This is a genomic window from Pseudomonas sp. GCM10022186, assembly GCF_042656385.1.
Taxonomy (GTDB): domain Bacteria; phylum Pseudomonadota; class Gammaproteobacteria; order Pseudomonadales; family Pseudomonadaceae; genus Metapseudomonas.
Map to the genome: position 1 here is coordinate 122,766 of NZ_JBHSOU010000002.1, position 26,006 is coordinate 148,771.

Below are 26,006 nucleotides of genomic sequence, written 5' to 3' on the forward strand. Positions count from 1 at the left end.
CCCTCCCCCCGGTGCCCCAAGCCCCATGTTTCGCGCCCTCGCCCTCTTGATCCTCGCCAGCCTGATCACCCCGGTCATGGCCGACCAGCGCGCCGAAACCCGGCAGCAGCTGGACCAGGCCGCCAAGGACGTCGCCGAGCTGAAGAAGCTCCTGCAGCAGTTGCAGCAGGAGAAGTCCGGCGTCCAGGCCGACCTGAAGAAGACCGAAACCGAGATGGGCAACCTGGAACAGCAGGTCAAGGACCTGCAGCAGGAGCTCAGGAAGAGCGAGGACGAGGTCCAGCGCCTCGACGGGGAGAAAAAAAAACTCCAGGACGCGCGCGCTGAACAGCAACGCCTGATCGGCATCCAGGCCCGCGCCGCCTACCAGAGCGGCCAGCAGGAATACGTCAAGCTGCTGCTCAACCAGCAGCATCCCGAGAAATTCGCCCGCACCCTCACCTACTACGACTACCTGAGCAAGGCTCGCCTGGAACAGCTCGCCGCCTTCAACGAGACCCTGCGCCAGCTGGCCAATGTCGAGCAGGAAATCACCGCCCAGCAGAACCAGCTGAACGAACAGAAGGCCGCGCTCGACGGGCGCCGCGAGCAACTGGCCGCCGCCCGCCAGGAACGCCAGCAGGCCCTGGCCAAGCTCAACCAGGACGTCAGCGACCGCGACAAGAAGCTCAAGGCCCGCCAGCAGGACCAGGCCGAGCTGGGCAAGGTGCTGAAAACCATCGAAGAGACCCTGGCCCGCCAGGAGCGTGAAGCCCGTGAAGCCGAGGAAGCGCGCAAGCGTGCCCTGGCGGAACAGCAACGCCAGCTGCGCGAGCAACAGGCCGGCACTCCTGCCAGAAAGAGCAGCGGTACACTGGTATCCAGTACCGGCGGCAATTTCGGCGGTCCCTTCGCCAAGGCCCGCGGCCAGTTGCCCTGGCCGGTGAACGGCCGCCTGGTGGCGAGCTTCGGCTCGGCCCGTGGCGGCGATTCCCGCGCCAAATGGGACGGCGTGCTGATCGGCGCCGCCGAAGGCAGTGCCGTTCGCGCCGTGCATGGCGGCCGCGTGGTTTTCGCCGACTGGTTGCGCGGCGCGGGGCTTCTGGTCATTCTCGACCATGGCAACGGCTATCTGAGCCTCTACGGGCACAACCAGCGCCTACTGAAAAATGCCGGCGATATCGTGAAAGCGGGCGAATCCATCGCCACGGTCGGCAATAGCGGCGGGCAGGACACGCCCGCCCTGTACTTCGCCATACGCCAGCAGGGCCGACCCACCGACCCGGCACAGTGGTGCCGCGCGCAAGGATAGGCGCCACCTCATCTAGCAGGAGTTAGTTCGCATGCCGCATCTGTCCCGCCTCACTTCCCTGGCCATGGCACTGGCGCTGCTCGGCGGCGCCTCGCAGCTGCTGGCCGCAGAGGAGCCGGCAAGCCTTCCCGCCACGGCGGTGAACGGCAAGGCGCCGCTGCCGCTGGACGAACTGCGAACCTTCGCCGAAGTACTCGACCGCATCAAGTCCGCCTACGTCGAACCGGTGGATGACAAGACCCTGCTGGAGAACGCCATCAAGGGCATGCTCAGCAACCTCGACCCGCACTCGGCCTACCTGGCACCGGAAGACTTCCAGGAGCTGCAGGAAAGCACCAGCGGTGAGTTCGGCGGCCTCGGCATCGAGGTCGGCACCGAGGACGGCTTCGTCAAGGTGGTCTCCCCCATCGATGACACCCCGGCGTCCAAGGCCGGCATCCAGCCCGGCGACCTGATCGTGAAGATCAACGGCCAGCCCACCAAGGGCATCTCGCTGATGGAAGCCGTGGACAAGATGCGCGGCAAGGCCGGCAGCAAGATCACCCTGACCCTGGTGCGCGATGGCGGCCAGCCCTTCGACGTGGAGCTGACCCGCGCGGCGATCAAGGTCAAGAGCGTGAAGAGCCAGCTGCTGGAGCAGGGCTATGGCTACCTGCGCATCACCCAGTTCCAGGTCAATACCGGTGAAGAAGTCGGCAAGGCCCTGACCAGGTTGCGCAAGGACAACGACGGCCGCCTGAGCGGCCTGGTCCTCGACCTGCGCAACAATCCCGGCGGCGTGCTGCAGGCGGCGGTGGAAGTCTCCGACCACTTCCTCCGCAAAGGCCTGATCGTCTACACCAAGGGCCGCATCGCCAACTCCGAGCTGCGCTTCTCCGCCGACCCGGCCGACGCCAGCGAAGGCGTACCGCTGGTGGTGCTGATCAACGGCGGCAGCGCCTCGGCCGCGGAGATCGTCGCCGGCGCCCTGCAGGACCACAAACGCGGCGTGCTGATGGGTACCGACAGCTTCGGCAAGGGCTCGGTACAGACCGTGCTGCCGCTGAACAATGACCGCGCCCTGAAGCTGACCACCGCGCTCTACTACACCCCCAACGGCCGCTCGATCCAGGCCCAGGGCATAGTCCCGGACATCGAGGTGGCGCGCGCCAAGGTCACCCGCGAACAGGACTCCGAATCCTTCAAGGAAGCCGACCTCGCCGGCCACCTGGGCAACGGCAATGGCGGCGCCGACAAGCCCAGCGGCAAGGGCAAGGTGCAGCAGCCGCGACCGCAGGACGACGACTTCCAGCTGAGCCAGGCCCTCAACCTGCTGAAGGGCCTGAACGTCACTCGCCAGAACTGACATGAAGTGGGGCGGCTGGCTGCTGGCGCTGTGCTTGGGCGCGACGGCGGCCGGTGCCTGCGCCGCATCGCCCGCACGCCTGGCCCTGGTGATCGACGACCTGGGCCAGACCCCGGCCCGCGACCGCCGCGTCCTCGCCCTCCCCGGCCCGGTGGCGCTGTCCATCCTCCCGGATACCCGCCATTCCCGCGAACTGGCCGAAGCCGCCCACGCCGCCGGCAAGACGGTGATGCTGCACCTGCCCATGGACCCTGCCACCGGTCCCTATGCCTGGCACCCGGGGTTATCCACGGGCAAGCTGGAGCAGCGCCTGGACGCAGCCCTGGGCCAGGTGCCCCATGCCCGCGGCCTGAACAACCACATGGGCAGCCGCATGACCACCGAGCGCCCGGCGATGGCCTGGCTGATGCGGCGCCTGCAGCAGGACCACAGGTTCTTCATCGACAGCCGCACCAGCGCCGCCACGGTGGCCGCGGCCGAAGCACAGAAGGTGGGGCTGGCGAGCCTCTCGCGGGATATTTTCCTCGATGACGACCAGAGCCCGGCGGCGGTGGCGGCGCAGTTCGAGGCCGCCCTCGCGCTGGCGCGCAAGCAGGGCTCGGCGCTGATGATCGGCCACCCGCACCCGGCCACCCTGGAACTGCTCGAACGCGAGTTGCCGCGCATGAAAGCACGGGGCTTCGAGCTGATCGACGTGGAAATGCTCATCGCCCTGCGCGGCAACCGCGCCATGGCGGCCCATGGCAGGGCGGGGGTTTACCGGTAGGCGGCCGATCTTGGCGTTGGATCAACTGTGAGGGCGAATTCATTCGCCAGGCAGGCCGCGGGCCTGCCCTGCAAACCCTCATGGGGCAGCTTCGCCGCCCTTGGCGATTGAAATCGCCCCTACAAAAAAGCATCGCGCATGAATTCGCGCCCACAACAGACGACGCGCGCCCTGTAGGGGCGAATTCATTCGCCAGGCAGGCCGCAGGTCTGCCCTGCAAACCCTCATGGGGCAACTTCGCCGCCCTTGGCGATTGAAATCGCCCCTACAAAAAAGCTCGTAGGATGGGTTGAGCGAAGCAGACTCAGAGGTAGTTCTGGGTGATCTCGTCGACGAAGCCGTCGCTGCGCATCTGGTCCAGGGCCTTCTGCAGGCGCTCGATGACCTCGTCCGGAGTGTCCTTGTTGAAGGCCAGGTAAAGCTCGGCGCTGTTGAAGCGCAGCACGGTCTGCAGGCCGGTCACGCCTTCCTGCTTGGCCAGGTAGCGGCCCACCGGATCGGTGGTGGCCCAGAGGTCGATCTGGCCCTTGAGCAGTTTCTGCACGTTCTCCTGGTCGCGCAGGGCGTTCTGCGGCGCCATGCCCTGGCTCTCCAGGTGCTGGCTCACTGCGTCGTTCTTGTAGGCGCCGATGCGGTACTGGGACGCGCTCTTCAGGTCCTTGATGGCGAGGTTTTTGCCCGGCGGGGCGAGCAGCACCCACTCGGTCTTGGCGATGGGGCCGACCCACTTGAACAGCGGCTGGCGCTCAGGAGTGAAAGTGGTGGAGAACAGGCCGTAGCTGGGCTTGTCCAGGGTCAGACGGTAGAGGCGGTCCCAGGGGAAGCGCAGGGTCAGGCTGTAGTTGATGCCGGCGCGCTTGAACATCTCGCGGACGATATCGGCGCTGATGCCGTCGATGCCGTCGTCACGGGCGAAGTTCTTGTCATCCACCGCCATGTTGAAAGGTGGGAAGTTCTCAGTGAGCAACACCACCTTGTAGTCCGCCGGCAAATCGGCGCGCGCCGTGAAGGCGAGGAACATCAGGCCCAATGTCAGGGCTCGTTGGATCAGCTTCTGCATGGTCATACCGCTCGCTTGGAGTTGTGGTTGTGGCAAAGCGGCTTCCTTGCGTGGGCTCCCCACCCACGGACGTCTGTCCTGCCTTCCATGGCAATGGCAAACGACCGGCTCGTGGCCGGTCGTTCAAGTCTGTCTACAGGTAGCTTTTGAGGATCTCGTCGACGAAGCCCTCGGCGCGCATCTGGTCCAGCGCCCCCTGAAGCTTCTTCACCACTTCGTCGGGGACCTCCTTGTTCAGCGCCAGGAAAAGCTCGGCCTGGTTGAAGCGCAGCACGGTCTTCAGGCCGCCCACGCCTTCCTGCTTGGCCAGGTAGCGGCCGGCCGGGTCACCGGTGGCCCAGAGGTCGATCTGGCCTTTCTCCAGCTTCCTGGCGTTTTCCTGGTCGCGCAGGGCGGTGACCGGTTCGAGCTTCTGCTGGGCCAGGTATTCGGCGATGGCGTCGCCCTTGTAGGCGCCCACCTTGTACTTGCGCGCGTCGTCCAGGCTGCCGAGGGCGATCGGGCTGTCGGCACGGGCCAGCATGATCCAGTCGTCCGGGCCGATCGGTCCGACCCACTTGAAGGACTGCTCCCGCTCGGGCAGACGCGCAGTGACGAACACGCCGTAGCCGGGTTTCTCCAGCGCCAGCTTGTAGATGCGGTCCCAGGGAAAGCGCAGGGTGAGGCTGTACTTGACCCCGGCGCGCTTGAACATCTCGCGCACGATGTCGACGGCGATACCGTCGATGTTGTCTTCCTGGGCGAAATTCTTCCCGTTGATCGACATGTTGTAGGGCGGGAAGTTTTCCGTCAGCAGAACCACGCTGTAGTTCTCGTCCACTTCGGCGCGAGCTGCGCCGGCCAATACCATCAGGGTACCGGCCAGCGCCAGCAGCAGGCGTTTCGACATTTGCGGCTACCTTGCAGGAAAGAAGGGGAATGCGCTGAGCTTAACCTCGCGGTAACAAGGCTCGGGCATCAGCAGCCCAGGCTGCGAACTCCGTCACACGGCGCAGCCTGGGCGAAGGTCAGGCAAGAATCGTGCTCAGCGCACCAGGATCCCGCGGCTGGCCAGGTAGGCCTTGGCCTCGGGCACGGTGTACTCGCCGAAGTGGAAGATGCTCGCCGCCAGAACGGCGTCGGCCTTGCCTTCGAGGATGCCGGCGGCCAGGTGCTCGAGGTTGCCGACACCGCCGGAGGCGATCACCGGAATCCCGACGGTCTCGCTGATGGCGCGGGTGACGCCCAGGTCGTAGCCGCTCTTCACGCCGTCCTGGTCCATGCTGGTGAGCAGGATCTCGCCGGCCCCCAGGTCTTCCATCTTTTTCGCCCAGGCCACGGCGTCGAGGCCGGTGGGCTTGCGCCCGCCATGGGTGAAGATTTCCCAACGCGGTGTTTCCCCCGGGGCCGACACTTTCTTGGCGTCGATGGCGACCACGATGCACTGGGAGCCGAAGCGCGAGGCCGCCTCGCCGACGAACTCGGGGGTGAAGACAGCGGCGGTGTTGATCGACACCTTGTCGGCACCGGCATTGAGCAGGTTGCGGATGTCCTGCACGGTACGCACGCCACCGCCCACGGTCAGCGGGATGAACACCTGGCTGGCCATGCGCTCCACGGTATGCAGGGTGGTATCGCGGCCGTCGACGCTGGCGGTGATGTCGAGGAAGGTGATCTCGTCGGCGCCTTGCTCATCGTAGCGGCGGGCGATTTCCACCGGGTCGCCGGCGTCGCGGATGTTCTCGAACTTGACGCCCTTGACCACGCGGCCGTTGTCCACGTCGAGGCAGGGGATGATGCGTTTGGCAAGGGCCATGCTGGCCTCCCACTTCTTGGAATCGCTGGAGGCTGAAGGCTGAAGGCTGAACGAAAAAGCGACTCGGCCCTCGTTCGGCCTCCAGCCTCCAGCGCCTTATTCGGCTTTTGCCTGCCGGTCGCAGAAGGCTTGCGCCTCGGCGACGTCCAGGGTGCCTTCGTAGATGGCGCGGCCAGTGATGGCGCCGATGATGCCGGGGGCCTTGGCGGCCAGCAGCTTCTCGATGTCGCCGAGGTTGTGGATGCCGCCGGAGGCGATCACCGGGATGCGGCTGGCGGCGGCCAGGGCCGCGGTGGCCTCGACGTTGCAGCCCTGCATCATGCCGTCCTTGGCGATGTCGGTGTAGACGATGGCGGAGACGCCATCGGCCTCGAAGCGCCTGGCGAGATCCACCGCCTGCACGCCGCTGACTTCAGCCCAGCCATCGGTGGCGACGAACCCGTCCTTGGCATCCAGGCCGACGATCACCTTGCCCGGGAAGGCCTTGCAAGCTTCGGTGACGAACTCCGGCTCCTTCACCGCCTTGGTGCCGATGATCACGTAGCTGACGCCAGCCTTGACGTAGTGCTCGATGGTTTCCAGGGAGCGGATGCCGCCGCCGATCTGGATCGGCAGGTTCGGGTAGCGCCTGGCGATGGCGGTGACCACCTCGCCGTTCACCGGCTTGCCTTCGAAGGCGCCGTTGAGGTCCACCAGGTGCAGGCGGCGGCAGCCACCCTCCACCCATTTGGCGGCCATGCTCACCGGATCAATGGAGAACACGGTGGAATCTTCCATGCGGCCCTGGCGCAGACGCACGCAGGCGCCGTCCTTCAGATCGATAGCGGGGATAATCAGCATGCTTTTTCCTTCGTCAAAAGAGCCGCAAGCTGCAAGCCACAAGCTGCAAGCATGCGCATCTGTTTCTCTTGCAGCTTGAGGCTCTCAGCTGCTTTTTTCGAGCGCCCACAAGTCGCTTTCGATGCTCTCGAACCTGTCCTTCAGGTGCGCCTGCACATCGAAGATCGCGTTGTTGTAGAAATGCGGCGCGAACTCCCGGGCGAAGAAGTCCAGCACTTCCTCGGCCTCGAAGGAGCCCAGTTCCAGTTCGAAGCGATCGGCCATGAAGCGCTTGATCGCCAGCACCGCGCCATCGACCTGGGTGGCGTCGAGTTGCAGGGCGGGAGTCTTCTTCGCGCGACTCATCGGTTTACCAGCGGCCATCCCAGGCGGCGAAGTTCTGCAGCAGCTGCAGGCCGTGGGTGTGGCTCTTTTCCGGGTGGAACTGCACGGCGAAGCGCGGACCTTCGGCCAGTGCAGCGGCGAAGTCCTTGCCATAGTGGCCGCGACCGACCACCTGCCTGGGGTTGCCGGCCTCGATGTAGTAGCTGTGCACGAAGTAGAAGCGCGCCCGGTCCGGGATGTTGTGCCAGAGCGGGTGGGCAACGCTCTGCTCCACCTCGTTCCAGCCCATGTGCGGCACCTTCAGGTGCTCGCCGTCTTCCACCAGGTCCTTGCCGAAGAAACGCACCTGGCCGGGGAACAGGCCGATGCAATCGACGCCGTCGTTCTCCTCGCTGCGTTCCAGCAGGGCCTGCATGCCGACGCAGATGCCGAGGAAGGGACGGTCCTTGCTGACTTCCTGCACCAGGCTGTCGAAGCCCAGGCGACGGATCTCCGCCATGCAATCGCGAATGGCGCCGACGCCGGGGAAGACCACCCGGTCGGCCTCGCGGATCACGGCGGCGTCACTGGTGACCAGCACGCGGCCGGCGCCGACGTGTTCCAGGGCCTTGGCAACCGAGTGCAGGTTGCCCATGCCGTAGTCGATGACTGCAACCGTCTGCATCAGAGCACGCCCTTGGTGGAAGGCATCTGGCCGGCCATGCGCGGGTCGCGCTCGATGGCCATGCGCAGGGCGCGGCCGAAGGCCTTGAACACGGTTTCGATCTGGTGGTGGGTGTTGTGCCCGCGCAGGTTATCGATATGCAGGCTCACCAGGGCGTGGTTGACGAAGCCCTGGAAGAACTCCTGGAACAGGTCGACGTCGAAGCCGCCGACCACCGCGCGGGTGAAGGGCACGTGCATCTGCAGGCCGGGGCGGCCGGAGAAGTCGATGACCACGCGGGACAGGGCCTCATCCAGCGGCACGTAGGAATGGCCGTAGCGGACGATACCCTTCTTGTCGCCGAGCGCCCTGGTGAAGGCCTGGCCGAGGGTGATGCCGACGTCTTCCACGGTGTGGTGATCGTCGATATGCAGATCGCCCTTGCACTCGATGTCCAGGTCGATCAGGCCATGACGGGCGATCTGGTCGAGCATGTGCTCGAGGAAGGGCACGCCGATATCGAAGCGTGCCTTGCCAGTGCCATCCAGGTTGATCGAGACCTTGATCTGGGTTTCCAGGGTATTGCGTTCGACGGATGCCGTGCGTTCGGCCATCACCAGCTCCACAAAAGGCTCACGAAAAAGAGCGCCATTATAGGACGCCGGCCCTCGGCACCGCTACCGACGGCGGTCGGCGGGGTTTACACTGCCGGGCTGCCCTCGCCATGCCCTCCAGGAGCCGCCATGCCCGTGATAGTCGAGACCCTGAACAGCCCGTCCGAGCAGGATCGCGCCGACCTGGCGAAGATCTATGCCGACGCCCCGGACTGGCTGCTGGCCCCCTACGCCGATGCCACCGAACTGGTGGAGCGCGGCCTGGCCGACGGCCTGCTGGTGGCCGGACGCTTCAACGACCGCCTGCTGGGAGCGGCCCTGGTGGAGCGCTGCGGGCCGCACTGGCGGCTGTCCCACCTCTGCGTGCGCAAGGTGACCCGCCACCGTGGCGTCGGGCGTCGCCTGGTGGAAGAAGCCGCACGCCTGGCCCGGGAGTCCGGCAAACCCCTGCACCTGGCGGCCCCCGGGGACCACCTGGAAAGCCAGGCCCTGGCCGCGCGCCTGCACCTGCCGCTGGAAAGCCTCTGACGCGGTTACATCCGCGCTGGAAAGCGGTGGAAATCCCCTTCGTGGATTTCCACCCTACGAACTGTGGGCGCGTAGGATGGCGTGGAGCGAAGCGATACCCATCATGACCGTGCGACGCGATGGGCATCGCAGGCTCAACCCATCCTTGAAATGAGCGCCACCGTGTGCTGGATCAGGCCATGGGCTGAACCGTCGGCGCAATTCGCCATCCAACGTCCGATACCCGCTGTTCGAGGCCAGCGCCGCCACACGCCATGGCTGATGGCCCGGCGCTATACTCGGCACCTCAAATTCACGCGACCCATCACAAGGACTGGCCAATGAAAGCCTTCGGCAAAATCCTGGGCCTCATCTTCCTCGGGCTGTTGCTGATCATAGTGGCCCTGGGCTTCGCCCTGACCCACCTGTTCGACCCGAACGACTACAAGGACGAAATCCAGCAACTGGCCCGGGACAAGGCCAACCTGGAGCTGACCCTCAAGGGCGACATCGGCTGGAGCCTGTTCCCCTGGCTCGGCCTGGAACTGCATGAGGCCACCCTGGCCAGCGCCACCACCCCGGACAAGCCCTTCGCCGACCTCGACATGATCGGCCTCTCGGTGCGCGTGCTGCCGCTGCTGCGCCGCGAAGTGCAGATGAGCGACATCCGCGTCGAAGGCCTCGACCTCGACCTGCAGCGCGACGACAAGGGCCAGGGCAACTGGGAAGGCATAGGCCGCCCGGCCAGGAAACCTGAAAGCGCCCAGGCCGGCGCCCCCGCCAGCCCGGCATCGGCCGGCGAGGCACAACCGGCGCCCACCGCCGCGGAACCCACGCGCCCGGTCAAGCTGGATATCGACAGCCTCACCGTACACAACGCCCGCATCGACTACACCGACGCCAAGAGCGGCAAGCAGTTCAGCGCCGAAGGCATCGAACTCACCACCGGCGCCATCCGCGAAGGCGCCAGCGTCCCGGTCAAGCTCAGCGCCTTCTTCGGCACCAACCAGCCGGTGCTGCGCGCCAAGACCGAACTGACCACCAACCTGCGCTTCGACCGCGCCCTCAAGCGCTACCAGCTGGAAGACCTCAAGCTCAGCGGCGAAGCCTCGGGCGAGCCGCTCAAGGGCAAGACCCTGGTCTTCAACGCCCAGGGCCAGTTGCTGGCGGACCTGGCCGCCAACGTGGCCGAGTGGAACAGCCTGAAGCTGACCGCCAACCAGTTGCGTGCACTCGGCGAACTGAAGGTCCATGACCTGAACAAGGACGCCCGCCTGGAAGGCGGCCTGTCCATCGCCCCGGTCAACCTGCGCGAGTTCCTCACCGGTGTCGGTTTCGAGCTGCCGCCCATGCGCGACGCCACTACCCTGCAGAAATTCGAGCTGGTGACCAAGCTCAATGGCGGCAGCAACAGCGTCGCCTTCGAGGGCCTGAACCTGAAGCTCGACGACAGCACCTTCAGCGGCCGCCTGGCCGTGGCCGACTTCGCCAACAAGGCCGTGCGCGTCCAGCTCAAGGGCGACAGGTTCGACCTCGACCGCTACCTGCCGCCCAAATCCGAGACCAGGAAGGAAGTCCAGACCGCCCGCCAGGCCGAGGTGAAGCCCGCCGTGGCCGCCGCCACCCAGGGCAACACGCCGCTACCCAACGCGCCGACCCAGGCCGCCTGGAGCGAAGCGCCGGTGCTGCCGGTGGACCAACTGCGCAAGGTGGACCTGGAAGCGACCCTGAGCCTCGCCGAGTTCACCGTGGACAAGCTGCCGATGAACGACTTCAACCTCAAGGCCAACGGCAAGGGCGGCCTGCTGACCCTGGAGGATCTGCGTGGCGGCCTGTTCGGCGGCAGCTTCCAGGCCAACGCGCAGATCGACGCGCGCCCGGCAGTGCCGCTGCTCAAGGGCCAGAAGCGCATCAGCAAGGTACCGGTGGAAAAACTCCTCGAGGCCCAGGAGCAGAAGCCGCCGGTGCGCGGCCTGCTGGACATGACCGCCGACCTCAATACCAGCGGCAACAGCCAGAAGGCCTGGATCGACGGCCTCAACGGCAGCGCCAGCTTCGTCCTCAACGACGGCGCGCTGCTCGACGCGAACCTCGAACAGCAACTCTGCCAGGGCATCGCCACCCTCAACCGCAAGGAGCTGACCAGCACCCGTGGCGGCAAGGAAACCCCCTTCGAGGAACTCAAGGGCTCGCTCGCCTTCAACAACGGCGTGGCCAGCAACCCCGACCTGCGCGCACGCATCCCCGGCCTCAGCGTCAAGGGTGACGGCGCCGTGGACCTGCGCGTGCTCGGCCTGGACTACCGGGTTGGCGTGGAAATCCAGGGCGACAAGAGCGAGATGCCGGACCCGGCCTGCCAGGTCAACGAACGTTACGTCGGCATCGAGTGGCCGCTGCGCTGCCGCGGCCCGCTGGAACTGGGCGCCAAGGCCTGTCGCCTGGACAAGGACGGCATGGGCAAGATCGCCGGCAAGCTGGCTGGCGAGAAGCTCACCGAGAAGCTCGAAGAAAAGCTCGGCGACAAGGTCAGCCCGGAACTGAAGGACGCGCTCAAGGGGTTGTTCAAGCGATGACTCCCGAGCAATTCTCCAGCGCCGTCCTCGACTGGTACGACCGTCACGGCCGCAAGGACCTGCCCTGGCAGCAGGGCATCACGCCCTACCGCGTCTGGGTGTCCGAAATCATGCTGCAGCAGACCCAGGTCAGCACCGTGCTCGGCTACTTCGACCGCTTCATGGAGGCCCTGCCCACAGTGCAGGCCCTGGCGGCGGCGCCGGAAGACGAAGTGCTGCACCTCTGGACCGGGCTCGGCTACTACACCCGCGCGCGCAACCTGCAGAAGACCGCGCAGAAGGTCGTGGCCGAATACGGCGGCGAGTTCCCCCGTGATGTGGATCAGCTGTCCGAGCTGCCGGGTATCGGCCGCTCCACTGCCGGCGCCATCGCCAGCCTCTCCATGGGGCTGCGCGCGCCCATCCTCGACGGCAACGTCAAGCGCGTGCTGGCCCGCTACGTCGCCCAGGAAGGCTATCCGGGCGAGCCGAAGGTGGCGAAACAGCTCTGGGACGTGGCCGAGCGCTTCACCCCGCAGCAGCGGGTGAACAACTACACCCAGGCGATGATGGACCTCGGCGCCACCCTCTGTACCCGCAGCAAGCCCAGCTGCCTGCTCTGCCCGCTGCAGGCGGGCTGCCGTGCCCACCTGCTCGGCCGGGAAACCGCCTACCCCGCCCCGAAACCGCGCAAGGCGCTGCCGCAAAAGCGCACCCTGATGCCGCTGCTGGCCAGCCGCGACGGCGCCATCCTGCTCTACCGGCGCCCGTCGAGCGGCCTCTGGGGCGGACTCTGGAGCCTGCCGGAGCTGGACGACCTCGCCGCCCTCGCCCCGCTCGCCAGCCAGCATTCGCTGCACCTTGGCGAGCGTCGCGAACTTCCCGGCCTGACCCACACCTTCAGCCACTTCCAGCTGGCCATCGAACCCTGGCTGGTGCAGGTGGAAGGCAGCGCCCCCGCCGTGGCCGAGGGCGACTGGCTCTGGTATAACCTCGCCACCCCGCCGCGCCTGGGGCTAGCCGCCCCGGTGAAGAAGCTGCTCAAGCGCGCGGCCGACGTATTGAATGCAGGAGAAACGCGATGACCCGCACCGTGATGTGCCGCAAATTCAAAGAGGAACTGCCGGGCCTGGAGCGTCCGCCGTATCCGGGCGCCAAGGGCGAGGACATCTACAACAACGTCTCGAAGAAGGCCTGGGACGAGTGGCAGGCCCACCAGACCATGCTGATCAACGAGCGTCGCCTGAACATGATGAACGCCGAGGACCGCAAGTTCCTCCAGGCCGAAATGGACAAGTTCCTCTCGGGCGAAGACTACGCCCAGGCCGAGGGCTATGTACCCCCAAGCGCGTAAGCGCCCGTAATAGTTAAAAATTTTTTTGAAAGGGTGTTGACGAGGGGCCGGCAAATCCGTTTAATAGCGCCCCGTTGCCCAGGTAGCTCAGTCGGTAGAGCAGGGGATTGAAAATCCCCGTGTCGGCGGTTCGATTCCGTCCCTGGGCACCACTAATACCGACAAAAAGCCTCAGCCATGCGCTGGGGCTTTTTGTTTTCTGCCCCTCCTTTTTGCTACCCGTGCCCGCCAGGCACGAAACGGGTGGCGCTGCTAACCTCTTTCCGAATCGCCACACCCTGCTGCGAGCCCCCGGCCGTTTCCGGCCTGGAAGGGCCGATCCAAAGGAAATGGGGGGACCGCATGAAGGGGATAGTCTTCAACCTGCTGGAAGAAGTGGTCACCCAACATCAGGGCGAGGATGCCTGGGACGCGCTACTGGAAGGCGCCGGCCTGGATGGCGCGTACACCTCCCTCGGCAGCTATCCGGACGAGCAACTCTATCGCCTGGTGGGCGCGGCGTCCCAGGCGCTCGACATGCCACCCTTCGAGGTGCTGCGCTGGTTCGGCCGGGAAGCCATGCCCTTGCTGGCCAGCCGTTACCCGGCCTATTTCAGCCCCCACGACTCGACGCGCCCCTTCATCCTCAGCGTCAACCAGATCATCCATCCCGAGGTCCGCAAGATCTATCCGGGGGCGGACGTCCCCACCTTCGGCTTTCGCGTCGAGCCGGACGGCTCGCTGCTGATGACCTACCGCTCCCCACGCCGGCTCTGCGCCCTGGCCCATGGCTTCATCGAGGGAGCGGCCGTGCATTTCGGTGAAAGCATCTGGTTCGACCACCTCAGCTGCATGCACAAGGGGGACCCGGAATGCCGCTGTCACATCACCTTTCACCAGCAACGACTGGGCTGAGCCACCATGGACGGGTTCGCGCCGCGGGACACTGAGGTCGACAAGCTGCGACGCCGCCTGCAACGTGAGCACAAGGCCCGCCTGGAGGCCGAACTGATCGCTGAACGCGGCCTGCGCGAACTCTATGCAAAGCAGCAACAACTCCAGTTGCTGGAGTCCATCGCCGATGCCGCCAACGGCGCCGCCTCGGTCGCCGATGGACTCAGCTTCACCGTGCGCAGCGTCTGCGAGTACACCGGCTGGCGCGTTGGCCACGCCTACCAGACCGCCATGGTCGAAGGCGAGGCGCGCCTGCGCTCGACGGGCATCTGGCATCACGCCGAAGAGCAGCGCTTCCTGGAGTTCCGCCAGGTGACCGAAGCCATGGAGTTCCCGCCCGGCTTCGGCCTGCCCGGACGCGTCCTGGCCAGCGGCGCCCCCGCCTGGATCGCCGACATCACGCAAGCCCCGGAATTCTGCCGTATCACCGCCGCCGAGCAGGCCGGCCTCAAGGCCGCGGCCGCCTTTCCGGTGCTGGTGGGCAGCGAGGTGGCGGGGGTCCTGGAATTCTTCGCCAACAGCGTGCTGGAGCCAGACCAGACGCTCCTGAACCTCATGGCGCAGATCGGCGTGCAGATGGGGCGGGTTGTGGAACGCAAGCGCGCGGAAGAACAGCTGATCGACGCCTTCCACGATCCGCTCACCGGGTTGCCCAATCGCGCCCTGTTCGCCGATCGCCTGTCCCGCGCGGTGGCCCGCTGCAACCGGCACCGCGAGGCGGCCTTCGCGGTGCTCTTCATCGACCTGGACCGCTTCAAGCTGGTCAACGACAGCCTCGGCCACCTCGCCGGCGACCTGCTGATCATCCAGGTGGCCGCGCGCCTGGGCGCCTGCCTGCGGCAGAGCGACACCCTGGCGCGCCTGGGTGGCGACGAGTTCACCATCCTGCTGGATTGCTTCGACGACCTCGACACCCCGGTGCGGGTCGCCGAGCGCCTGATCAACGCCCTGGACCCACCCTTTCATATCAACGGCGAGCAGCTCTACATCAGTGCCAGCATCGGTATCGCCCCCAGCGACCTGGGCTACGAATCGGCGGAAGAGATCCTGCGCCACGCCGACCTCGCCATGTACCGCGCCAAGACCCTGGGCAAACACCGCTTCGAGCTCTACGACCGCAGCATGCACGAGCGCGCCGTGGGTCGCCTGGCCCTGGAAACCCAGCTGCGCAACGCCCTGCTGAACAACGAGTTCGTCCTCCACTACCAACCCATAGTGCGCCTGACGGACAACCAGACCGTGGGCGCGGAAGCCCTGGTGCGCTGGCAGAAGCCCAACGGCCAGCTGGTCTACCCCGGCGACTTCATCCAAGTGGCCGAGGACACCGGCCTGATCCTGCCCCTGGGGCTCTGGGTACTGCGCGAAGCCTGCTCCAGCATGGCCGCCTGGCACCGGGAATTCCCCGGTGACAGGCCGCTGACGATAAGCGTCAACCTCTCGGCCCGGCAGTTCGCCCAGTACGACCTGGTGCAGCAGGTCGGCAGCATCATCGCCGAGACCGGCATCCGCCCGGACTGCGTACGCCTGGAAATCACCGAAAGCGTGTCCATGGCCGACTCCGAGCGGACCGCCACGCTCCTCCGGCAGCTCCATGAGCTGGGCGTGCGCATCAGCATCGACGACTTCGGGACCGGCTACTCCTCCCTCAGCTACCTGCACCGTTTCCACCTCGACGTACTGAAGATCGACCGTTCCTTCGTCGCCGAACTCGATCAATGCCCCGAAGGCGCGCAACTGGTGCAGACCATCCTCAGCCTGGCCCGCAACCTGGGCATCGAGGCTGTCGCCGAAGGTGTCGAAACCGAGCAGCACCTCAGGATCCTCGGCTCCCTGGGCTGCAACTTCGGCCAGGGCTACTTCTTCGACCGGCCACTGGCCCCCGCCACCTTCGCCGAACGGCTGCGCGCCGGACGGGCGCCTGCCGGGCAGAAAGCGACCGATCCTGGCACCAGCGCCCAGCACATCTGCTAAGCACTTGATTCAGATGAGAAAATCCGAAATGCCACGCCCAAGGCCCGGAATTCGGGCCCTGCCGGCCCTGGAGCGGTCTTTTTTGATACCGCGACAAGCAACTGCAGCGATGCGACAACCTTCCCCGCAGGGCCGCCGCAGGCCTTCCCGCACGCTTGGCGCGTGGCAAAGCGCTATGCTAGCTTCCCCTCGCCAGGAAGGCCGCCCCACCGCCAGAGTGCCCCCGAACAATAAGAGGACCCCCCATGGCCCAAGCCACGCCAGCGCTTGAAATCCGCAACCTGCACAAACGCTACGGCGAACTCGAAGTGCTCAAGGGCATCTCCCTCACCGCCAACGACGGTGACGTGATCTCCATCCTCGGCTCGTCCGGCTCCGGCAAGTCCACCTTCCTGCGTTGCATCAACCTGCTGGAGAACCCCCACGAGGGCCAGATCCTGGTGGCGGGCGAAGAGCTCAAGCTGAAGAAGAGCCGCAGCGGCGAACTGGTCGCCGCCGACAACAAGCAGATCAATCGCATGCGCAGCGAGATCGGCTTCGTCTTCCAGAACTTCAACCTCTGGCCGCACATGACGGTGCTCGACAACATCATCGAAGCGCCGCGCCGCGTGCTCGGCCAGAGCAAGGCCGAAGCCACCGAGATCGCCGAGGCCCTGCTGGCCAAGGTCGGCATCGCCGACAAGCGCCACGTCTATCCGACCCAGCTGTCCGGCGGTCAGCAGCAGCGCGCGGCCATCGCCCGCACCCTGGCCATGCAGCCGAAAGTGATCCTGTTCGATGAACCCACCTCGGCGCTGGACCCCGAGATGGTACAAGAAGTGCTTAACGTGATCCGCGCGCTGGCCGAGGAAGGCCGCACCATGCTGCTGGTCACCCACGAGATGAACTTCGCCCGGAACGTTTCCAGCGAGGTGGTTTTCCTTCACCAGGGGCTGGTAGAAGAGCAGGGACCGCCAGCGCAGGTATTTGACAACCCGCAATCGGCACGCTGTAAACAATTCATGTCCAGCAATCGATAAAACACGGAGCAAGATCGCATGAAGAACTACAAGAAGATTCTGCTGGCCGCGGCCGCCACCCTCGCTTTCGGCACCAGCGCGGTGGCCGCCGACAAGCTGAAGATCGGCACCGAAGGCGCCTACCCGCCCTTCAACCTGATCGACGCCAGCGGCCAGGTCGGCGGTTTCGACGTCGAGATCGCCCAGGCCCTCTGCGCCAAGATGAAGGCCGAGTGCGAAGTGGTCACCTCCGACTGGGACGGCATCATCCCCGCCCTGAACGCCAAGAAGTTCGACTTCATCGCCGCCTCCATGTCCATCACCGAAGAGCGCAAGCAGGCCGTCGACTTCACCGATCCCTACTACACCAACAAGCTGCAGTTCATCGCCCCGAAAAGCGCTGACTTCAAGACCGACAAGGCCAGCCTGAAAGGCAAGGTGATCGGTGCCCAGCGCGCCACCATCGCCGGCACCTGGCTGGAAGACAACATGGCCGACGTCGTCGACATCAAGCTCTACGACACCCAGGAAAACGCCTACCTCGACCTGTCCTCCGGCCGCGTCGACGGCGTGCTGGCCGACAAGTTCGTCAACTGGGAATGGCTCAAGAGCGACGCCGGCAAGGACTTCGAGTTCAAGGGTGACCCGGTGTTCGACAACGACAAGATCGGCATTGCCGTGCGCAAGGGCGATCCGCTGCGCGAGCGCATCAATGCGGCGCTGAAGGAAATCGTTGCCGACGGCACCTACAAGAAGATCAACGACAAGTACTTCCCCTTCAGCATCTACTGACCTGCCAGCCCGGTGCCGCCCCTGCGCGGCACCGGCGCGTGACCACCCATGAACCTAGACCTCTACGGATTCGGCCCGGCCCTGGCCGCGGGCACCCTCATGACCATCAAACTGGCGCTCTCCGCGCTGGCGGTGGGCCTGGTGCTCGGCCTGCTCGGCGCGCTGGCCAGGACTTCATCCATCAAGCCGCTGCAGTGGCTGGGTGGCACCTACTCCACCCTCGTGCGCGGCGTACCCGAGCTGCTCTGGGTCCTGCTGATCTATTTCGGCACGGTCAACCTGATGCATGCCCTGGGCGAGTGGTTCGGCAAGCCCGAACTGGAACTCAACGCCTTCGCCGCCGGCACCATCGCCCTCGGCCTGTGCTTCGGCTCCTACGCCACCGAAGTCTTCCGTGGCGCCATCCTGGCCATTCCCAAGGGGCACCGCGAAGCCGGCATGGCCCTGGGCCTGTCCAATAGCCGCATCCTCTGGCGGGTGATCCTGCCGCAGATGTGGCGCATCGCGCTGCCGGGCCTGGGCAACCTGTTCATGATCCTGATGAAGGACACCGCGCTGGTTTCGGTGATCGGCCTCGAGGAAATCATGCGCCGCTCGCAAATCGCCGTGACCGCCAGCAAGCAGCCCTTCACCTTCTTCATGGTCGCCGCCTTCATCTACCTGGGCCTGACCATCCTCGCGATGATCGGCATGCATTGGCTTGAGAAGCGCGCAGGCCGTGGCTTCAAGCGGAGCGCAGCATGAACTGGGAAATCATCCTCAAATACCTGCCGCAGCTGGGCCAGGGCGCCATCCTCACCCTGGAACTGGTGGCCATCGCGGTGATCGCCGGCCTGATCCTGGCCATCCCCATGGGCATCGCCCGCGCTTCGCGCCACTGGTACGTGCGCGCCCTGCCCTACGGCTACATCTTCTTCTTCCGTGGCACGCCGCTGCTGGTGCAGCTGTTCCTGGTCTACTACGGCCTGGCGCAGTTCGACGCGGTGCGCAAGGGACCGCTCTGGCCCTACCTGCGCGATCCCTTCTGGTGCGCCGTGATCACCATGACCCTGCACACCGCGGCCTATATCGCCGAGATCCTGCGCGGCGCCATCCAGGCCGTGCCGCCGGGCGAGATCGAAGCGGCGCGGGCCCTGGGCATGTCGCGCTTCCAGGCGCTGTTCTACATCATCCTGCCGCGCGCGGCGCGCATCGGTCTGCCGGCCTACAGCAACGAAGTGATCCTGATGGTCAAGGCCAGCGCCCTGGCCAGCACCGTCACCCTGCTGGAACTCACCGGCATGGCGCGCACCATCATCGCCCGCACCTACCTGCCGGTGGAGATCTTCTTCGCCGCGGGCCTCTTCTACCTGCTGATCGCCTATGTGCTGGTGCAGGCCTTCCGCCTGCTCGAGCGCAAGCTGCGGGTCGACGCCCTGCAGGGCCGCTGAAGCCCACGACCGCTCCTCGTCCGCGGATGAGGAGCGGTTCTGGCGGCGCTATAATCGCCGCCCCTTGTTCCCACCGCTCCGCCCCGATGACCAGCCCCGCGCCCCTCCATGGCCCGCTCCTGCGGGAACGCTTCGCCGCCCTGGAAGACTTCCTGCGCGCGCACCAGGACATCTGGCGCCCGACGCCCTTCACCGAACGGGAATTGCCTTGGGAAAGCCGCCACCCCGAACTGGCCGGCTGGCTGCGTCGGCGCACCCTGGCCGAGGCGGACGCCATCCACAACCAGCCCGAGCAATTGCAGGCGCCGGCACCTTATCCACAGCTCGCCGCGCGTTCCGGTGCCCTCAGCCGGATCGGCGAACTGCCGCACGCCCGGGCCGAAGCCGTGCCGGCGACCTTCACGGTGGACGTGCCCGGGCGCAAGTGGCAGCAGATCGACGCCTTCGCCAGTCGCCTGGGTTTTCGCCAGGCCCCCGGCCACTGGCTGGACTGGTGCTCCGGCAAGGGGCACCTTGGCCGCCGCCTGGCCCATGACGGCCGGGCGCTGACCTGCATCGAGCTTGACCCGCAGCTGGTCGCCAGCGGCCAGCGACTCAGCCGGCGCCTGGGCGTGGCTGCCGACCATCGGGAACAGGATGCCCTGGCCGACGACGCCGCGCACCAGCTCAACGCCGATCACACCCCGGTGGCCCTGCATGCCTGCGGCGACCTCCACGTGCGCCTGCTGCAACTGGCCAGCGCCGCCGGCTGCCGCCAGCTCGCGGTGGCGCCCTGCTGCTACAACCGCATCCGCACGCCGGACTACCAGCCGCTTTCCGCAGCGGCCAGGGCGTCTACATTGCGCCTCAGCCAGGCCGACCTGCGCCTGCCGCTCAGCGAAACCGTCACCGCCGGCGCCCGCGTCCGCCGCCAGCGCGACCAATCCATGGCCAGGCGCCTGGCCTTCGACCTGCTGCAGCGGGAATTGCGTGGCCAGGACCACTACCTGCCCGTCCCCTCCCTGCCCACCAGCTGGCTGGAGAAACCCTTCGCCCAGTACTGCCACGACCTCTGCGAGCTCAAGGAACTCCCCACCCCCGCGGAATGGGACTGGGTGGCCCTGGAGAAAGCGGGTTGGCAGCGCCTGGCCGAGGTACGCAACCTGGAGCTCCCGCGCAGCCTGTTCCGCCGGCCGCTGGAACTCTGGCTGCTGCTGGACCGCGCCCTGTTCCTCGAAGAACAGGGTTACCTGGTAAGGCTCGGCAGCTTCTGCCCCGCCCAGCTCACCCCGCGCAACATCCTGCTCCTGGCGGAACGCTGAGGCTTACCCACAAAACCTGTGGATAACTTTGTTGATGAAATCTGGGCAACCCAGCGGAAGCCCTTCCGCTGCGCGGCTCGCGACAGCTGGCCATTTTTTGGACAACACACAAAAGAGCAGCAAAAACAGCAGCTTAAGAAATTCCGAGACCTGGCGCACAAAAATGATGCACTGACGTACCAGAATTATCGCCATTGTGCATAAGCGTCAGCCCATTGGTTCGAAAACCCATCTGCGATCTGCCTCGGAGTGGTTTACTCGCCACGCCCAATCGCTATAATGGCGACCCTTCTTGGCCGGTATAGCTCAGCTGGTAGAGCAACTGACTTGTAATCAGTAGGTCCCGGGTTCGACTCCTGGTGCCGGCACCATATGAAACAACGACTTAGGCTCACCGCGAGGTGGGCCTTTTTCGTTTTCGGAGCATTGCAAGGCCATTTGGTCACAGCTTTGGTCACAGCTTCTTACTCGACTGAACCACGTATGAGTTTCTGGTCGTGAAGTCGACAAGTCACCGGCAGCGTCGCCATAGGCAATCGAAAGATGCCGCTCTCAGGGAAACGCGACCACCGCCGCGAGGTACACCAGCAACGCCAGCAGCAGCACCACGGTGAATCCCAGGTGGATCGCCAGCAGCGTCGCCAGCACGGCCGACACCACCGATACGCAGGCGTTGACGCCCCAGGCGATCGGCACCAGCGCTTCGGCGCGCGCGGAGACGCGCCCGAGCCCGAGCGGAAACGGCATGCCCATGGCGAACGCCAGCGGCGCGACCAGCGCGGTGCAGACGGCGAACCTGACCACGGTCGATACCGGCGCCAGCAGCTGGAACAGCGGGGGCAGGACGATCAGGTAGAGCAGGGCGAACATGCAGATCGCCAGCACCGGCCGCGCCAGCGGATGGCGGAATCCTCCGCCCGTGCCTGCCTGCCGCCGGCCGGAATACCGGCTGCCGAGGCCGGCGAAGATCAGGAACGCGCTCAGCGTCACCGCCACCGAATACAGCGGGTGGCTGAGGAACAGGGTGAACTTCTGGATGAAGGCGATTTCCACGAACATGAAGGCGCAGCCGATGGCGGCGAAGTAGCACACTACCCGCACTTCGAACCTGCGCGGAACCGCGCTGCGAAAGCTCCGCCGCGCCAGCCAGAGCGGCAGCAGGATCAGCAGCACGGCGGCCACGCCGGCCTGCAGCAGCGTGGCGATCAGCACCGGGTAGCCCCACTCCAGCATCGACAGGCCGCCCTGCGCCTTCAGCGCCAGCAGTTCCGGCAGCGAGCGCCACTTGAAGAAGTGGAAGAAATACGGCCGGTCGTCCGTGACGGGACGCACGTCGAATTTGTAGCGCGCCAGGAACTGCGCGCGCTCGCCGGACAGCAGGGCCTGCGCCGCGTCGAAGAAGTAGGGCTGGTCGAGCAGGTTGTAGCGGTTCGCCTGCGCGTCGGTCATCCCCGGGAAGTAGGCCGGGTCGAAGGAGCGCTGCCGGCAGAACGCCTGCAGCGCGGCGATGCGGGCGGCGCTCATGTCGCCGTTGCTGACCAGCAGGGTCGCGGTCTTCCAGCCACGGATCATGGCAATGCGGCGTGCCGCGTCGGCCTTCCCATCGCGCTCGATGGCCTCGGCCGCGGTAGCCAGCAGCCGGGGAATGTCGCGCGGCGGCAGGGTGACCCAGCGGGTGATGGCCAGCAGACCGCCGGGCTTGAGCTGGCGCAGGTATGCCTCGAACGCCTCCACCGTGTACAGGTAATTCTCGGACAGCGCATGCAGGCCGCCCGAGGCGCTGCCGAAGGAATCCAGCAGGGCGATCTGGATCAGGTCGTACGGCTCGCGGCGCGACGCCACCAGACCGCGCGCCTCGCCGATCAGCACGCGGACGCCGGGTGCGCTGTACGGCCGGCCGGAGAAATCGGCAAAGCGGCGCTGGACCAGGTCGATCACCTGCGGGTTCAGTTCGATGGCGTCCACCGCGCGGGCGCCGTGGTAGAGCGCCTGCAGCACATCGGCGCCGGCGCCGCTGCCGAGCACCAGCACGCGGGGCTGCCGCAGCAGGTGGTAGGGCAGAGCCGAAGTCAGATAGTCCAGATAGGCGAGCGGCTCGCGGCGCCCGTCATGGCGATTCAGCACGGAAAGGCCGTCACCGTCGGTGAAGATGGCCAGTTGCGCGGGTGGCTCCTGCGTGGCGTTGAGGCTCAGTCCCGGTGCGTGGCGCAGGGGAATGGTCGGGCTGTCGACCACCGTGAGCAGGCCCAGCGGACTCCAGGTCTGGGCGATCGCGCGGGCATCCTTGATGCGCAGCGTCTGGCTCAGCTCCTTGTACTCGGAGGGCGACAGGGCGATCCAGCGCCCGGGCACGCCGGCCGGCAGCGCCACCGCCAGCGCCAGCAGCAGCGCCGCCAGAGAGCGCTGGCGTCTTGCGCAGGCCAGCGCCCCGGCGGCGACGCCGCTGCCGCCCAGCAGGCGGAGCGCATCGACCGGCGTCAGCACGAACAACGCAGCGACGATCGCCAGGCTGCCCATGCCGGCGCCGAGAATGTCGAAGGCGTAGATCCGGTGAATCTGTTCCTGAAAGCAGGTGAAGGTCAGGCAGATGCACAGCGCCGCACAGAAGAACGGCACGAACAGCAGCAGGTAGATCCACAGCAGACGTGCCGGCTGCCGAGGGTCCCAGAGGATCTCAAGGGGATTGAACGGAACGTGCTGGGCCAGGCTGAAGCAGGCGATGGCGCTCACCCCGAACAGCAGCGCGCCGCCGATGAACACGCCGTGGAAGCGCGGCGCCAGCACAGGCCGCGCCAGTGCCACGGCGGTGCCGGCGGCGCCGTAGCCGAGCAGCGCGACGCTGATCATCATGTAGGCGAAATGGTGCCACTGGATGATCGACAGCAACCGCAGCAGGAGCACCTCGTAGCCCAGCGCGGAGGCCGACAGCAGCGCCAGGGCGAGCAACGGCGGCGAATGCATGCTCAGTCGCCCCCGACCAGCGGCACGAAGCGGACGGGCAGCACCTGCCGGGTGGACAGACTGCCATCGCCGGCCTTCTCGATCAGCAGCAGGTACTGGGTCATGAACGGCGCGCCGACCGGGATCACCATCCGCCCGCCGGCCTTGAGCTGGGCGATCAGCGGCGGCGGCACATGGCTGGCGGCGGCGGTGACGACGATGGCGTCGAAGGGCCCCTGTTCGGGCCAGCCTTGGTAGCCATCGCCCAGCCGGGCCCGCACTTTCGAATAGCCCAGCCGGCCCAGGCGTTCCCTGGCCTGCATTGCCAGCGGCTCGATGATCTCCAGCGTGTAGACCGCCTGCGCCAGCTCGGCGAGGATCGCCGCCTGGTAGCCCGAGCCGGTGCCGATCTCGAGCACCACGTCGCCGGGCCCGACCTGCGCCAGGTCGGTCATCAGGGCGACGATGTAGGGTTGGGAGATGGTCTGGCCGTAGCCGATCGGCAGCGGCCGGTTCTCGTAGGCGTAAGGTTGCTCATCGGGCGGGACGAACTGGTGGCGCGGCACCCTGACCATGGCGGCCATCACCGGTGCCGCGAACTCGGCCCGGCCGGTTTCGGCGCGGGTAACGGACGACATGGCGGCGATCTCCCGCACCATGGCGTCGCGCAACGGCGCGAACTGGTCGTCGGCAGGCAGGCCGGCGGATGCCAGAGCCAGGGCGATGGCAGGCGCCAGGATGCGCATCAGGAGCGTCACCGGCTTCACGATGACTCCTCCGGCTGAGGAACAGTCGAATCGTATGACTGGTGGCCAGGCGCAACAAGTGCCGGAAGGCCCCGTATTTCCTGGACTCTGCGTTCTCGGCGAAATCTCGAGAAACAGTAGGAAACGCTAGAGCGACCCGCTTGTAATCAGTGGTTCACGGGCTCGATTCCTGGTGCCGGCACCATCCGGATCGACGAAAAGGCTCACCCTTCGGTGAGCCTTTTTCGTTTACAGCAAGCGCTCGAAGAAGAACTCCAGGTTGCCCCTAGGCGCCGATGGCAAGGGCCAGCCATAGACCCGGTTGGCGATGGTCTTGAATGCCACTGCGCATTTCGATCGGGGGAACTCTTCGACAACGGCGCGCTGCTTGCGGACCGAGGTGCGCAGTTGCTCATCGAAGGGCAAGGCGCCCAGGTAATGCAGGGCCACATCCAGGGATCGTTCGGTCAGCTTGACCATCTTCCTGAACAGGTAGACCCCCTCTTCCGGGCTGCGCGTCATGTTGGCGAGTATGTGGAAGCGGCATAGGCCGTGGGCCAGGTGAAGGTGCTTGATCAATGCGAATGCGCCGGCCACCGACGTGGGCTCGTCGCATACCACGACCAGGACCTCCTGGGCGGCGCAGGCGAAGCTGACGACGATCTGGTCGATGCCTCTGGCCGTGTCGATGATCAGCACATCCAGGTCACTGGCAATCTCGCTGAACGCGTGGATCAGACCCGCCAACTGGGCGGGAGTCGGAAGCGGCTCACCGGAAGCCGAGGGCACTACCTTAATGGCTGCCGGCCCTATGTGGACGACTTCCGCCAAACTGCGTCGTCCCGCGAAAACGTCAGCAGAGCAGGCCCGGACCTTCACGCCCAGGGCAACATCGACATTGGCCAACGCCAGGTCGGCGTCCAACAGCGCGACTCTCTGCCCCCTTCTGGCCAGGGCGATCGCCAGGTTGGTCGACACCTGCGTCTTGCCGACGCCACCCTTGCCACTGGTCACCGCAATAACCTGTATCGGACTCAGATCCATTCCAGCCTCACACATTCCATGTTGGAGACTTCTCAGGTCAGAACAAACGACGATCTGACAGTGGCTTCGTCAGCCTTCGCGGACTGTCGCCTTGATACCTGTCAGCACCTGACGACTTGAGCGTATGAAATTGCCTAATCCACTGACTCCGTCACAGACTCTCACGAGCCCAAAATGATGGCAAGCTGCCCTTAAACCAATGGCACATCACGGCCACTCCGGGCGCTGGAGAGGCACAGCGAGAGCAAGCCCGGGCTACGATCCCGGGGACCGCAATGGCGCGCGGCGATGCGAGTCTCTTGCTGCCAAGGCCCACCGTCCGCTGGTAAGCACAATCGCCCGTTCATTCCATTGCCGCACACCGAACCGCCGAGCCGATCTACCCTTCAAATCGAGGCGCAGTGCCCAGCGGCTGGAGTGAAGCAATGATCAAGTCCGATGATGTGCCGAAGCTCGAAGCGCTGGGCCTGCAGCCCACCGAACAAGAAGAAGGCCCCCGTCCCAAGGCCGCTCCGGCCAAGTTCAGGATCGATACCCGCGGCGGCGGCGACCGGCGCAAGTCTCCCGACCGACGCCAGATGATCCGCTTCGAGGACGACCGGCGAAAAGGCGACCGCCGCGCCAATGGCAATCCCTGGGATAACCGCGTCAACCTCTGAACCACCTGCCATCTGCCCCCTCGAACAAGGCGGCCAATCCTGCCCTGCGCGTCGCGATTCGCGGGCATGGCCGTGTTCGGGGCACCGACCCCGAGCCCTGC

General features: G+C 66.0%; 25 protein-coding genes and 2 tRNA genes. 17 read left to right on the top strand and 10 right to left on the bottom strand.

Annotated features, from left to right (window positions below):
• Positions 1-25 precede the first annotated feature (25 nt).
• Genes ACFPU0_RS01305 through ACFPU0_RS01315 form a run of 3 tightly spaced genes read left to right on the top strand, consistent with a single transcriptional unit; the run spans position 26 to position 3,402 of the window.
• Entirely contained in the window at positions 26-1,291 is a 1,266-nt protein-coding gene (locus ACFPU0_RS01305) for a murein hydrolase activator EnvC family protein (RefSeq protein WP_377690989.1), read from the top strand.
• 31 nt (positions 1,292-1,322) lie between these two features.
• Entirely contained in the window at positions 1,323-2,636 is a 1,314-nt protein-coding gene (locus ACFPU0_RS01310; RefSeq protein ID WP_377690990.1) for a S41 family peptidase, read from the top strand.
• Position 2,637: 1 nt separating this feature from the next.
• Positions 2,638-3,402, top strand: coding sequence for a divergent polysaccharide deacetylase family protein (locus ACFPU0_RS01315; protein ID WP_377690991.1), 765 nt, complete (start codon positions 2,638-2,640; stop codon positions 3,400-3,402).
• A 304-nt stretch (positions 3,403-3,706) separates the two neighbouring features.
• Here the strand turns inward: ACFPU0_RS01315 and ACFPU0_RS01320 are convergent, their stop codons facing one another.
• The 7 genes from ACFPU0_RS01320 to hisB form a co-directional block, all read right to left on the bottom strand.
• Positions 3,707-4,462 (bottom strand): substrate-binding periplasmic protein, encoded by a 756-nt coding sequence (locus tag ACFPU0_RS01320; protein WP_377690992.1) that lies wholly within the window; start codon positions 4,460-4,462, stop codon positions 3,707-3,709.
• A 133-nt stretch (positions 4,463-4,595) separates the two neighbouring features.
• The gene (locus tag ACFPU0_RS01325) at positions 4,596-5,351 is read right to left on the bottom strand and encodes a substrate-binding periplasmic protein (RefSeq protein WP_377690993.1); all 756 of its coding nucleotides are present in this window, start codon (positions 5,349-5,351) and stop codon (positions 4,596-4,598) included.
• Between the two features lie 135 nt (positions 5,352-5,486).
• On the bottom strand, positions 5,487-6,257 hold the full coding sequence (gene hisF, locus ACFPU0_RS01330; protein WP_271409630.1) for an imidazole glycerol phosphate synthase subunit HisF: 771 nt from the start codon (positions 6,255-6,257) through the stop codon (positions 5,487-5,489).
• A 96-nt stretch (positions 6,258-6,353) separates the two neighbouring features.
• Complete coding sequence (gene hisA / locus ACFPU0_RS01335; RefSeq protein ID WP_377690994.1) at positions 6,354-7,097, bottom strand: 1-(5-phosphoribosyl)-5-[(5-phosphoribosylamino)methylideneamino]imidazole-4-carboxamide isomerase; 744 nt, start codon at positions 7,095-7,097, stop codon at positions 6,354-6,356.
• Positions 7,098-7,181: 84 nt separating this feature from the next.
• A complete protein-coding gene (locus ACFPU0_RS01340) occupies positions 7,182-7,442 on the bottom strand; it encodes a DUF2164 domain-containing protein (protein ID WP_377690995.1) in 261 nt (86 codons plus the stop codon).
• A 4-nt stretch (positions 7,443-7,446) separates the two neighbouring features.
• Positions 7,447-8,085, bottom strand: a complete 639-nt coding sequence (hisH, locus tag ACFPU0_RS01345; protein ID WP_377690996.1) for an imidazole glycerol phosphate synthase subunit HisH — start codon at positions 8,083-8,085, stop codon at positions 7,447-7,449.
• Positions 8,085-8,678 (bottom strand): imidazoleglycerol-phosphate dehydratase HisB, encoded by a 594-nt coding sequence (gene hisB / locus ACFPU0_RS01350; RefSeq protein ID WP_377690997.1) that lies wholly within the window; start codon positions 8,676-8,678, stop codon positions 8,085-8,087. The genes hisH and hisB overlap by 1 nt, the downstream gene beginning before the upstream one ends.
• A gap of 129 nt (positions 8,679-8,807) precedes the next feature.
• On the opposite strand from hisB, the gene ACFPU0_RS01355 reads away from it, so the two are divergent.
• From ACFPU0_RS01355 to ACFPU0_RS01415, 13 genes are all read left to right on the top strand, one after another.
• Positions 8,808-9,206, top strand: coding sequence for an acetyl-CoA sensor PanZ family protein (locus tag ACFPU0_RS01355; RefSeq protein WP_377690998.1), 399 nt, complete (start codon positions 8,808-8,810; stop codon positions 9,204-9,206).
• A gap of 320 nt (positions 9,207-9,526) precedes the next feature.
• The gene (locus ACFPU0_RS01360) at positions 9,527-11,758 is read left to right on the top strand and encodes an AsmA family protein (RefSeq protein WP_377690999.1); all 2,232 of its coding nucleotides are present in this window, start codon (positions 9,527-9,529) and stop codon (positions 11,756-11,758) included.
• Entirely contained in the window at positions 11,755-12,822 is a 1,068-nt protein-coding gene (gene mutY, locus ACFPU0_RS01365; RefSeq protein ID WP_377691000.1) for an A/G-specific adenine glycosylase, read from the top strand. Before ACFPU0_RS01360 ends, mutY begins: the two co-directional genes overlap by 4 nt.
• On the top strand, positions 12,819-13,091 hold the full coding sequence (locus ACFPU0_RS01370; protein WP_377691001.1) for an oxidative damage protection protein: 273 nt from the start codon (positions 12,819-12,821) through the stop codon (positions 13,089-13,091). The genes mutY and ACFPU0_RS01370 overlap by 4 nt, the downstream gene beginning before the upstream one ends.
• A 76-nt stretch (positions 13,092-13,167) precedes the next feature.
• A tRNA-Phe gene (locus ACFPU0_RS01375) sits at positions 13,168-13,243 on the top strand.
• 190 nt (positions 13,244-13,433) lie between these two features.
• Positions 13,434-13,985 (top strand): heme NO-binding domain-containing protein, encoded by a 552-nt coding sequence (locus ACFPU0_RS01380; protein WP_377691002.1) that lies wholly within the window; start codon positions 13,434-13,436, stop codon positions 13,983-13,985.
• Positions 13,986-13,991: 6 nt separating this feature from the next.
• Complete coding sequence (locus tag ACFPU0_RS01385; protein WP_377691003.1) at positions 13,992-15,995, top strand: putative bifunctional diguanylate cyclase/phosphodiesterase; 2,004 nt, start codon at positions 13,992-13,994, stop codon at positions 15,993-15,995.
• A 245-nt stretch (positions 15,996-16,240) separates the two neighbouring features.
• The gene (locus ACFPU0_RS01390) at positions 16,241-17,014 is read left to right on the top strand and encodes an ABC transporter ATP-binding protein (RefSeq protein ID WP_377691004.1); all 774 of its coding nucleotides are present in this window, start codon (positions 16,241-16,243) and stop codon (positions 17,012-17,014) included.
• An 18-nt stretch (positions 17,015-17,032) separates the two neighbouring features.
• Positions 17,033-17,785 carry an ABC transporter substrate-binding protein gene (locus ACFPU0_RS01395; protein WP_377691005.1) on the top strand — a complete coding sequence of 251 codons (753 nt, stop codon included), beginning with the start codon at positions 17,033-17,035 and terminating at the stop codon, positions 17,783-17,785.
• Positions 17,786-17,833: 48 nt separating this feature from the next.
• Positions 17,834-18,529 carry an ABC transporter permease gene (locus tag ACFPU0_RS01400; RefSeq protein WP_377691006.1) on the top strand — a complete coding sequence of 232 codons (696 nt, stop codon included), beginning with the start codon at positions 17,834-17,836 and terminating at the stop codon, positions 18,527-18,529.
• Complete coding sequence (locus ACFPU0_RS01405; RefSeq protein ID WP_377691007.1) at positions 18,526-19,215, top strand: ABC transporter permease; 690 nt, start codon at positions 18,526-18,528, stop codon at positions 19,213-19,215. Before ACFPU0_RS01400 ends, ACFPU0_RS01405 begins: the two co-directional genes overlap by 4 nt.
• 86 nt (positions 19,216-19,301) lie before the next feature.
• On the top strand, positions 19,302-20,516 hold the full coding sequence (locus tag ACFPU0_RS01410; protein ID WP_377691008.1) for a methyltransferase: 1,215 nt from the start codon (positions 19,302-19,304) through the stop codon (positions 20,514-20,516).
• Between the two features lie 295 nt (positions 20,517-20,811).
• Positions 20,812-20,887 (top strand) — tRNA-Thr (locus ACFPU0_RS01415).
• 181 nt (positions 20,888-21,068) lie between these two features.
• On the opposite strand, the gene ACFPU0_RS01420 is transcribed toward ACFPU0_RS01415, so the two are convergent.
• The 3 genes from ACFPU0_RS01420 to ACFPU0_RS01430 form a co-directional block, all read right to left on the bottom strand.
• On the bottom strand, positions 21,069-23,477 hold the full coding sequence (locus tag ACFPU0_RS01420) for an SAM-dependent methyltransferase (RefSeq protein WP_377691009.1): 2,409 nt from the start codon (positions 23,475-23,477) through the stop codon (positions 21,069-21,071).
• A 2-nt stretch (positions 23,478-23,479) separates the two neighbouring features.
• Complete coding sequence (locus ACFPU0_RS01425) at positions 23,480-24,223, bottom strand: protein-L-isoaspartate(D-aspartate) O-methyltransferase (protein ID WP_377691010.1); 744 nt, start codon at positions 24,221-24,223, stop codon at positions 23,480-23,482.
• A 228-nt stretch (positions 24,224-24,451) separates the two neighbouring features.
• Entirely contained in the window at positions 24,452-25,246 is a 795-nt protein-coding gene (locus ACFPU0_RS01430; RefSeq protein ID WP_377691011.1) for a P-loop NTPase, read from the bottom strand.
• 425 nt (positions 25,247-25,671) lie between these two features.
• Between ACFPU0_RS01430 and ACFPU0_RS01435 the strand changes: the two genes are divergently transcribed.
• Positions 25,672-25,905, top strand: coding sequence for a hypothetical protein (locus tag ACFPU0_RS01435; protein ID WP_377691012.1), 234 nt, complete (start codon positions 25,672-25,674; stop codon positions 25,903-25,905).
• The last annotated feature ends 101 nt before the right edge of the window (positions 25,906-26,006 follow it).

Coding starts and splice junctions, on each gene's coding strand:
- ACFPU0_RS01305 (WP_377690989.1), top strand. CDS start 26: ATGTTTCGCGCCCTCGCCCTCTTGATCCTCGCCAGCCTGATCACCCCG.
- ACFPU0_RS01310 (WP_377690990.1), top strand. CDS start 1,323: ATGCCGCATCTGTCCCGCCTCACTTCCCTGGCCATGGCACTGGCGCTG.
- ACFPU0_RS01315 (WP_377690991.1), top strand. CDS start 2,638: ATGAAGTGGGGCGGCTGGCTGCTGGCGCTGTGCTTGGGCGCGACGGCG.
- ACFPU0_RS01320 (WP_377690992.1), bottom strand. CDS start 4,462: ATGCAGAAGCTGATCCAACGAGCCCTGACATTGGGCCTGATGTTCCTC.
- ACFPU0_RS01325 (WP_377690993.1), bottom strand. CDS start 5,351: ATGTCGAAACGCCTGCTGCTGGCGCTGGCCGGTACCCTGATGGTATTG.
- hisF (WP_271409630.1), bottom strand. CDS start 6,257: ATGGCCCTTGCCAAACGCATCATCCCCTGCCTCGACGTGGACAACGGC.
- hisA (WP_377690994.1), bottom strand. CDS start 7,097: ATGCTGATTATCCCCGCTATCGATCTGAAGGACGGCGCCTGCGTGCGT.
- ACFPU0_RS01340 (WP_377690995.1), bottom strand. CDS start 7,442: ATGAGTCGCGCGAAGAAGACTCCCGCCCTGCAACTCGACGCCACCCAG.
- hisH (WP_377690996.1), bottom strand. CDS start 8,085: ATGCAGACGGTTGCAGTCATCGACTACGGCATGGGCAACCTGCACTCG.
- hisB (WP_377690997.1), bottom strand. CDS start 8,678: ATGGCCGAACGCACGGCATCCGTCGAACGCAATACCCTGGAAACCCAG.
- ACFPU0_RS01355 (WP_377690998.1), top strand. CDS start 8,808: ATGCCCGTGATAGTCGAGACCCTGAACAGCCCGTCCGAGCAGGATCGC.
- ACFPU0_RS01360 (WP_377690999.1), top strand. CDS start 9,527: ATGAAAGCCTTCGGCAAAATCCTGGGCCTCATCTTCCTCGGGCTGTTG.
- mutY (WP_377691000.1), top strand. CDS start 11,755: ATGACTCCCGAGCAATTCTCCAGCGCCGTCCTCGACTGGTACGACCGT.
- ACFPU0_RS01370 (WP_377691001.1), top strand. CDS start 12,819: ATGACCCGCACCGTGATGTGCCGCAAATTCAAAGAGGAACTGCCGGGC.
- ACFPU0_RS01380 (WP_377691002.1), top strand. CDS start 13,434: ATGAAGGGGATAGTCTTCAACCTGCTGGAAGAAGTGGTCACCCAACAT.
- ACFPU0_RS01385 (WP_377691003.1), top strand. CDS start 13,992: ATGGACGGGTTCGCGCCGCGGGACACTGAGGTCGACAAGCTGCGACGC.
- ACFPU0_RS01390 (WP_377691004.1), top strand. CDS start 16,241: ATGGCCCAAGCCACGCCAGCGCTTGAAATCCGCAACCTGCACAAACGC.
- ACFPU0_RS01395 (WP_377691005.1), top strand. CDS start 17,033: ATGAAGAACTACAAGAAGATTCTGCTGGCCGCGGCCGCCACCCTCGCT.
- ACFPU0_RS01400 (WP_377691006.1), top strand. CDS start 17,834: ATGAACCTAGACCTCTACGGATTCGGCCCGGCCCTGGCCGCGGGCACC.
- ACFPU0_RS01405 (WP_377691007.1), top strand. CDS start 18,526: ATGAACTGGGAAATCATCCTCAAATACCTGCCGCAGCTGGGCCAGGGC.
- ACFPU0_RS01410 (WP_377691008.1), top strand. CDS start 19,302: ATGACCAGCCCCGCGCCCCTCCATGGCCCGCTCCTGCGGGAACGCTTC.
- ACFPU0_RS01420 (WP_377691009.1), bottom strand. CDS start 23,477: ATGCATTCGCCGCCGTTGCTCGCCCTGGCGCTGCTGTCGGCCTCCGCG.
- ACFPU0_RS01430 (WP_377691011.1), bottom strand. CDS start 25,246: ATGGATCTGAGTCCGATACAGGTTATTGCGGTGACCAGTGGCAAGGGT.
- ACFPU0_RS01435 (WP_377691012.1), top strand. CDS start 25,672: ATGATCAAGTCCGATGATGTGCCGAAGCTCGAAGCGCTGGGCCTGCAG.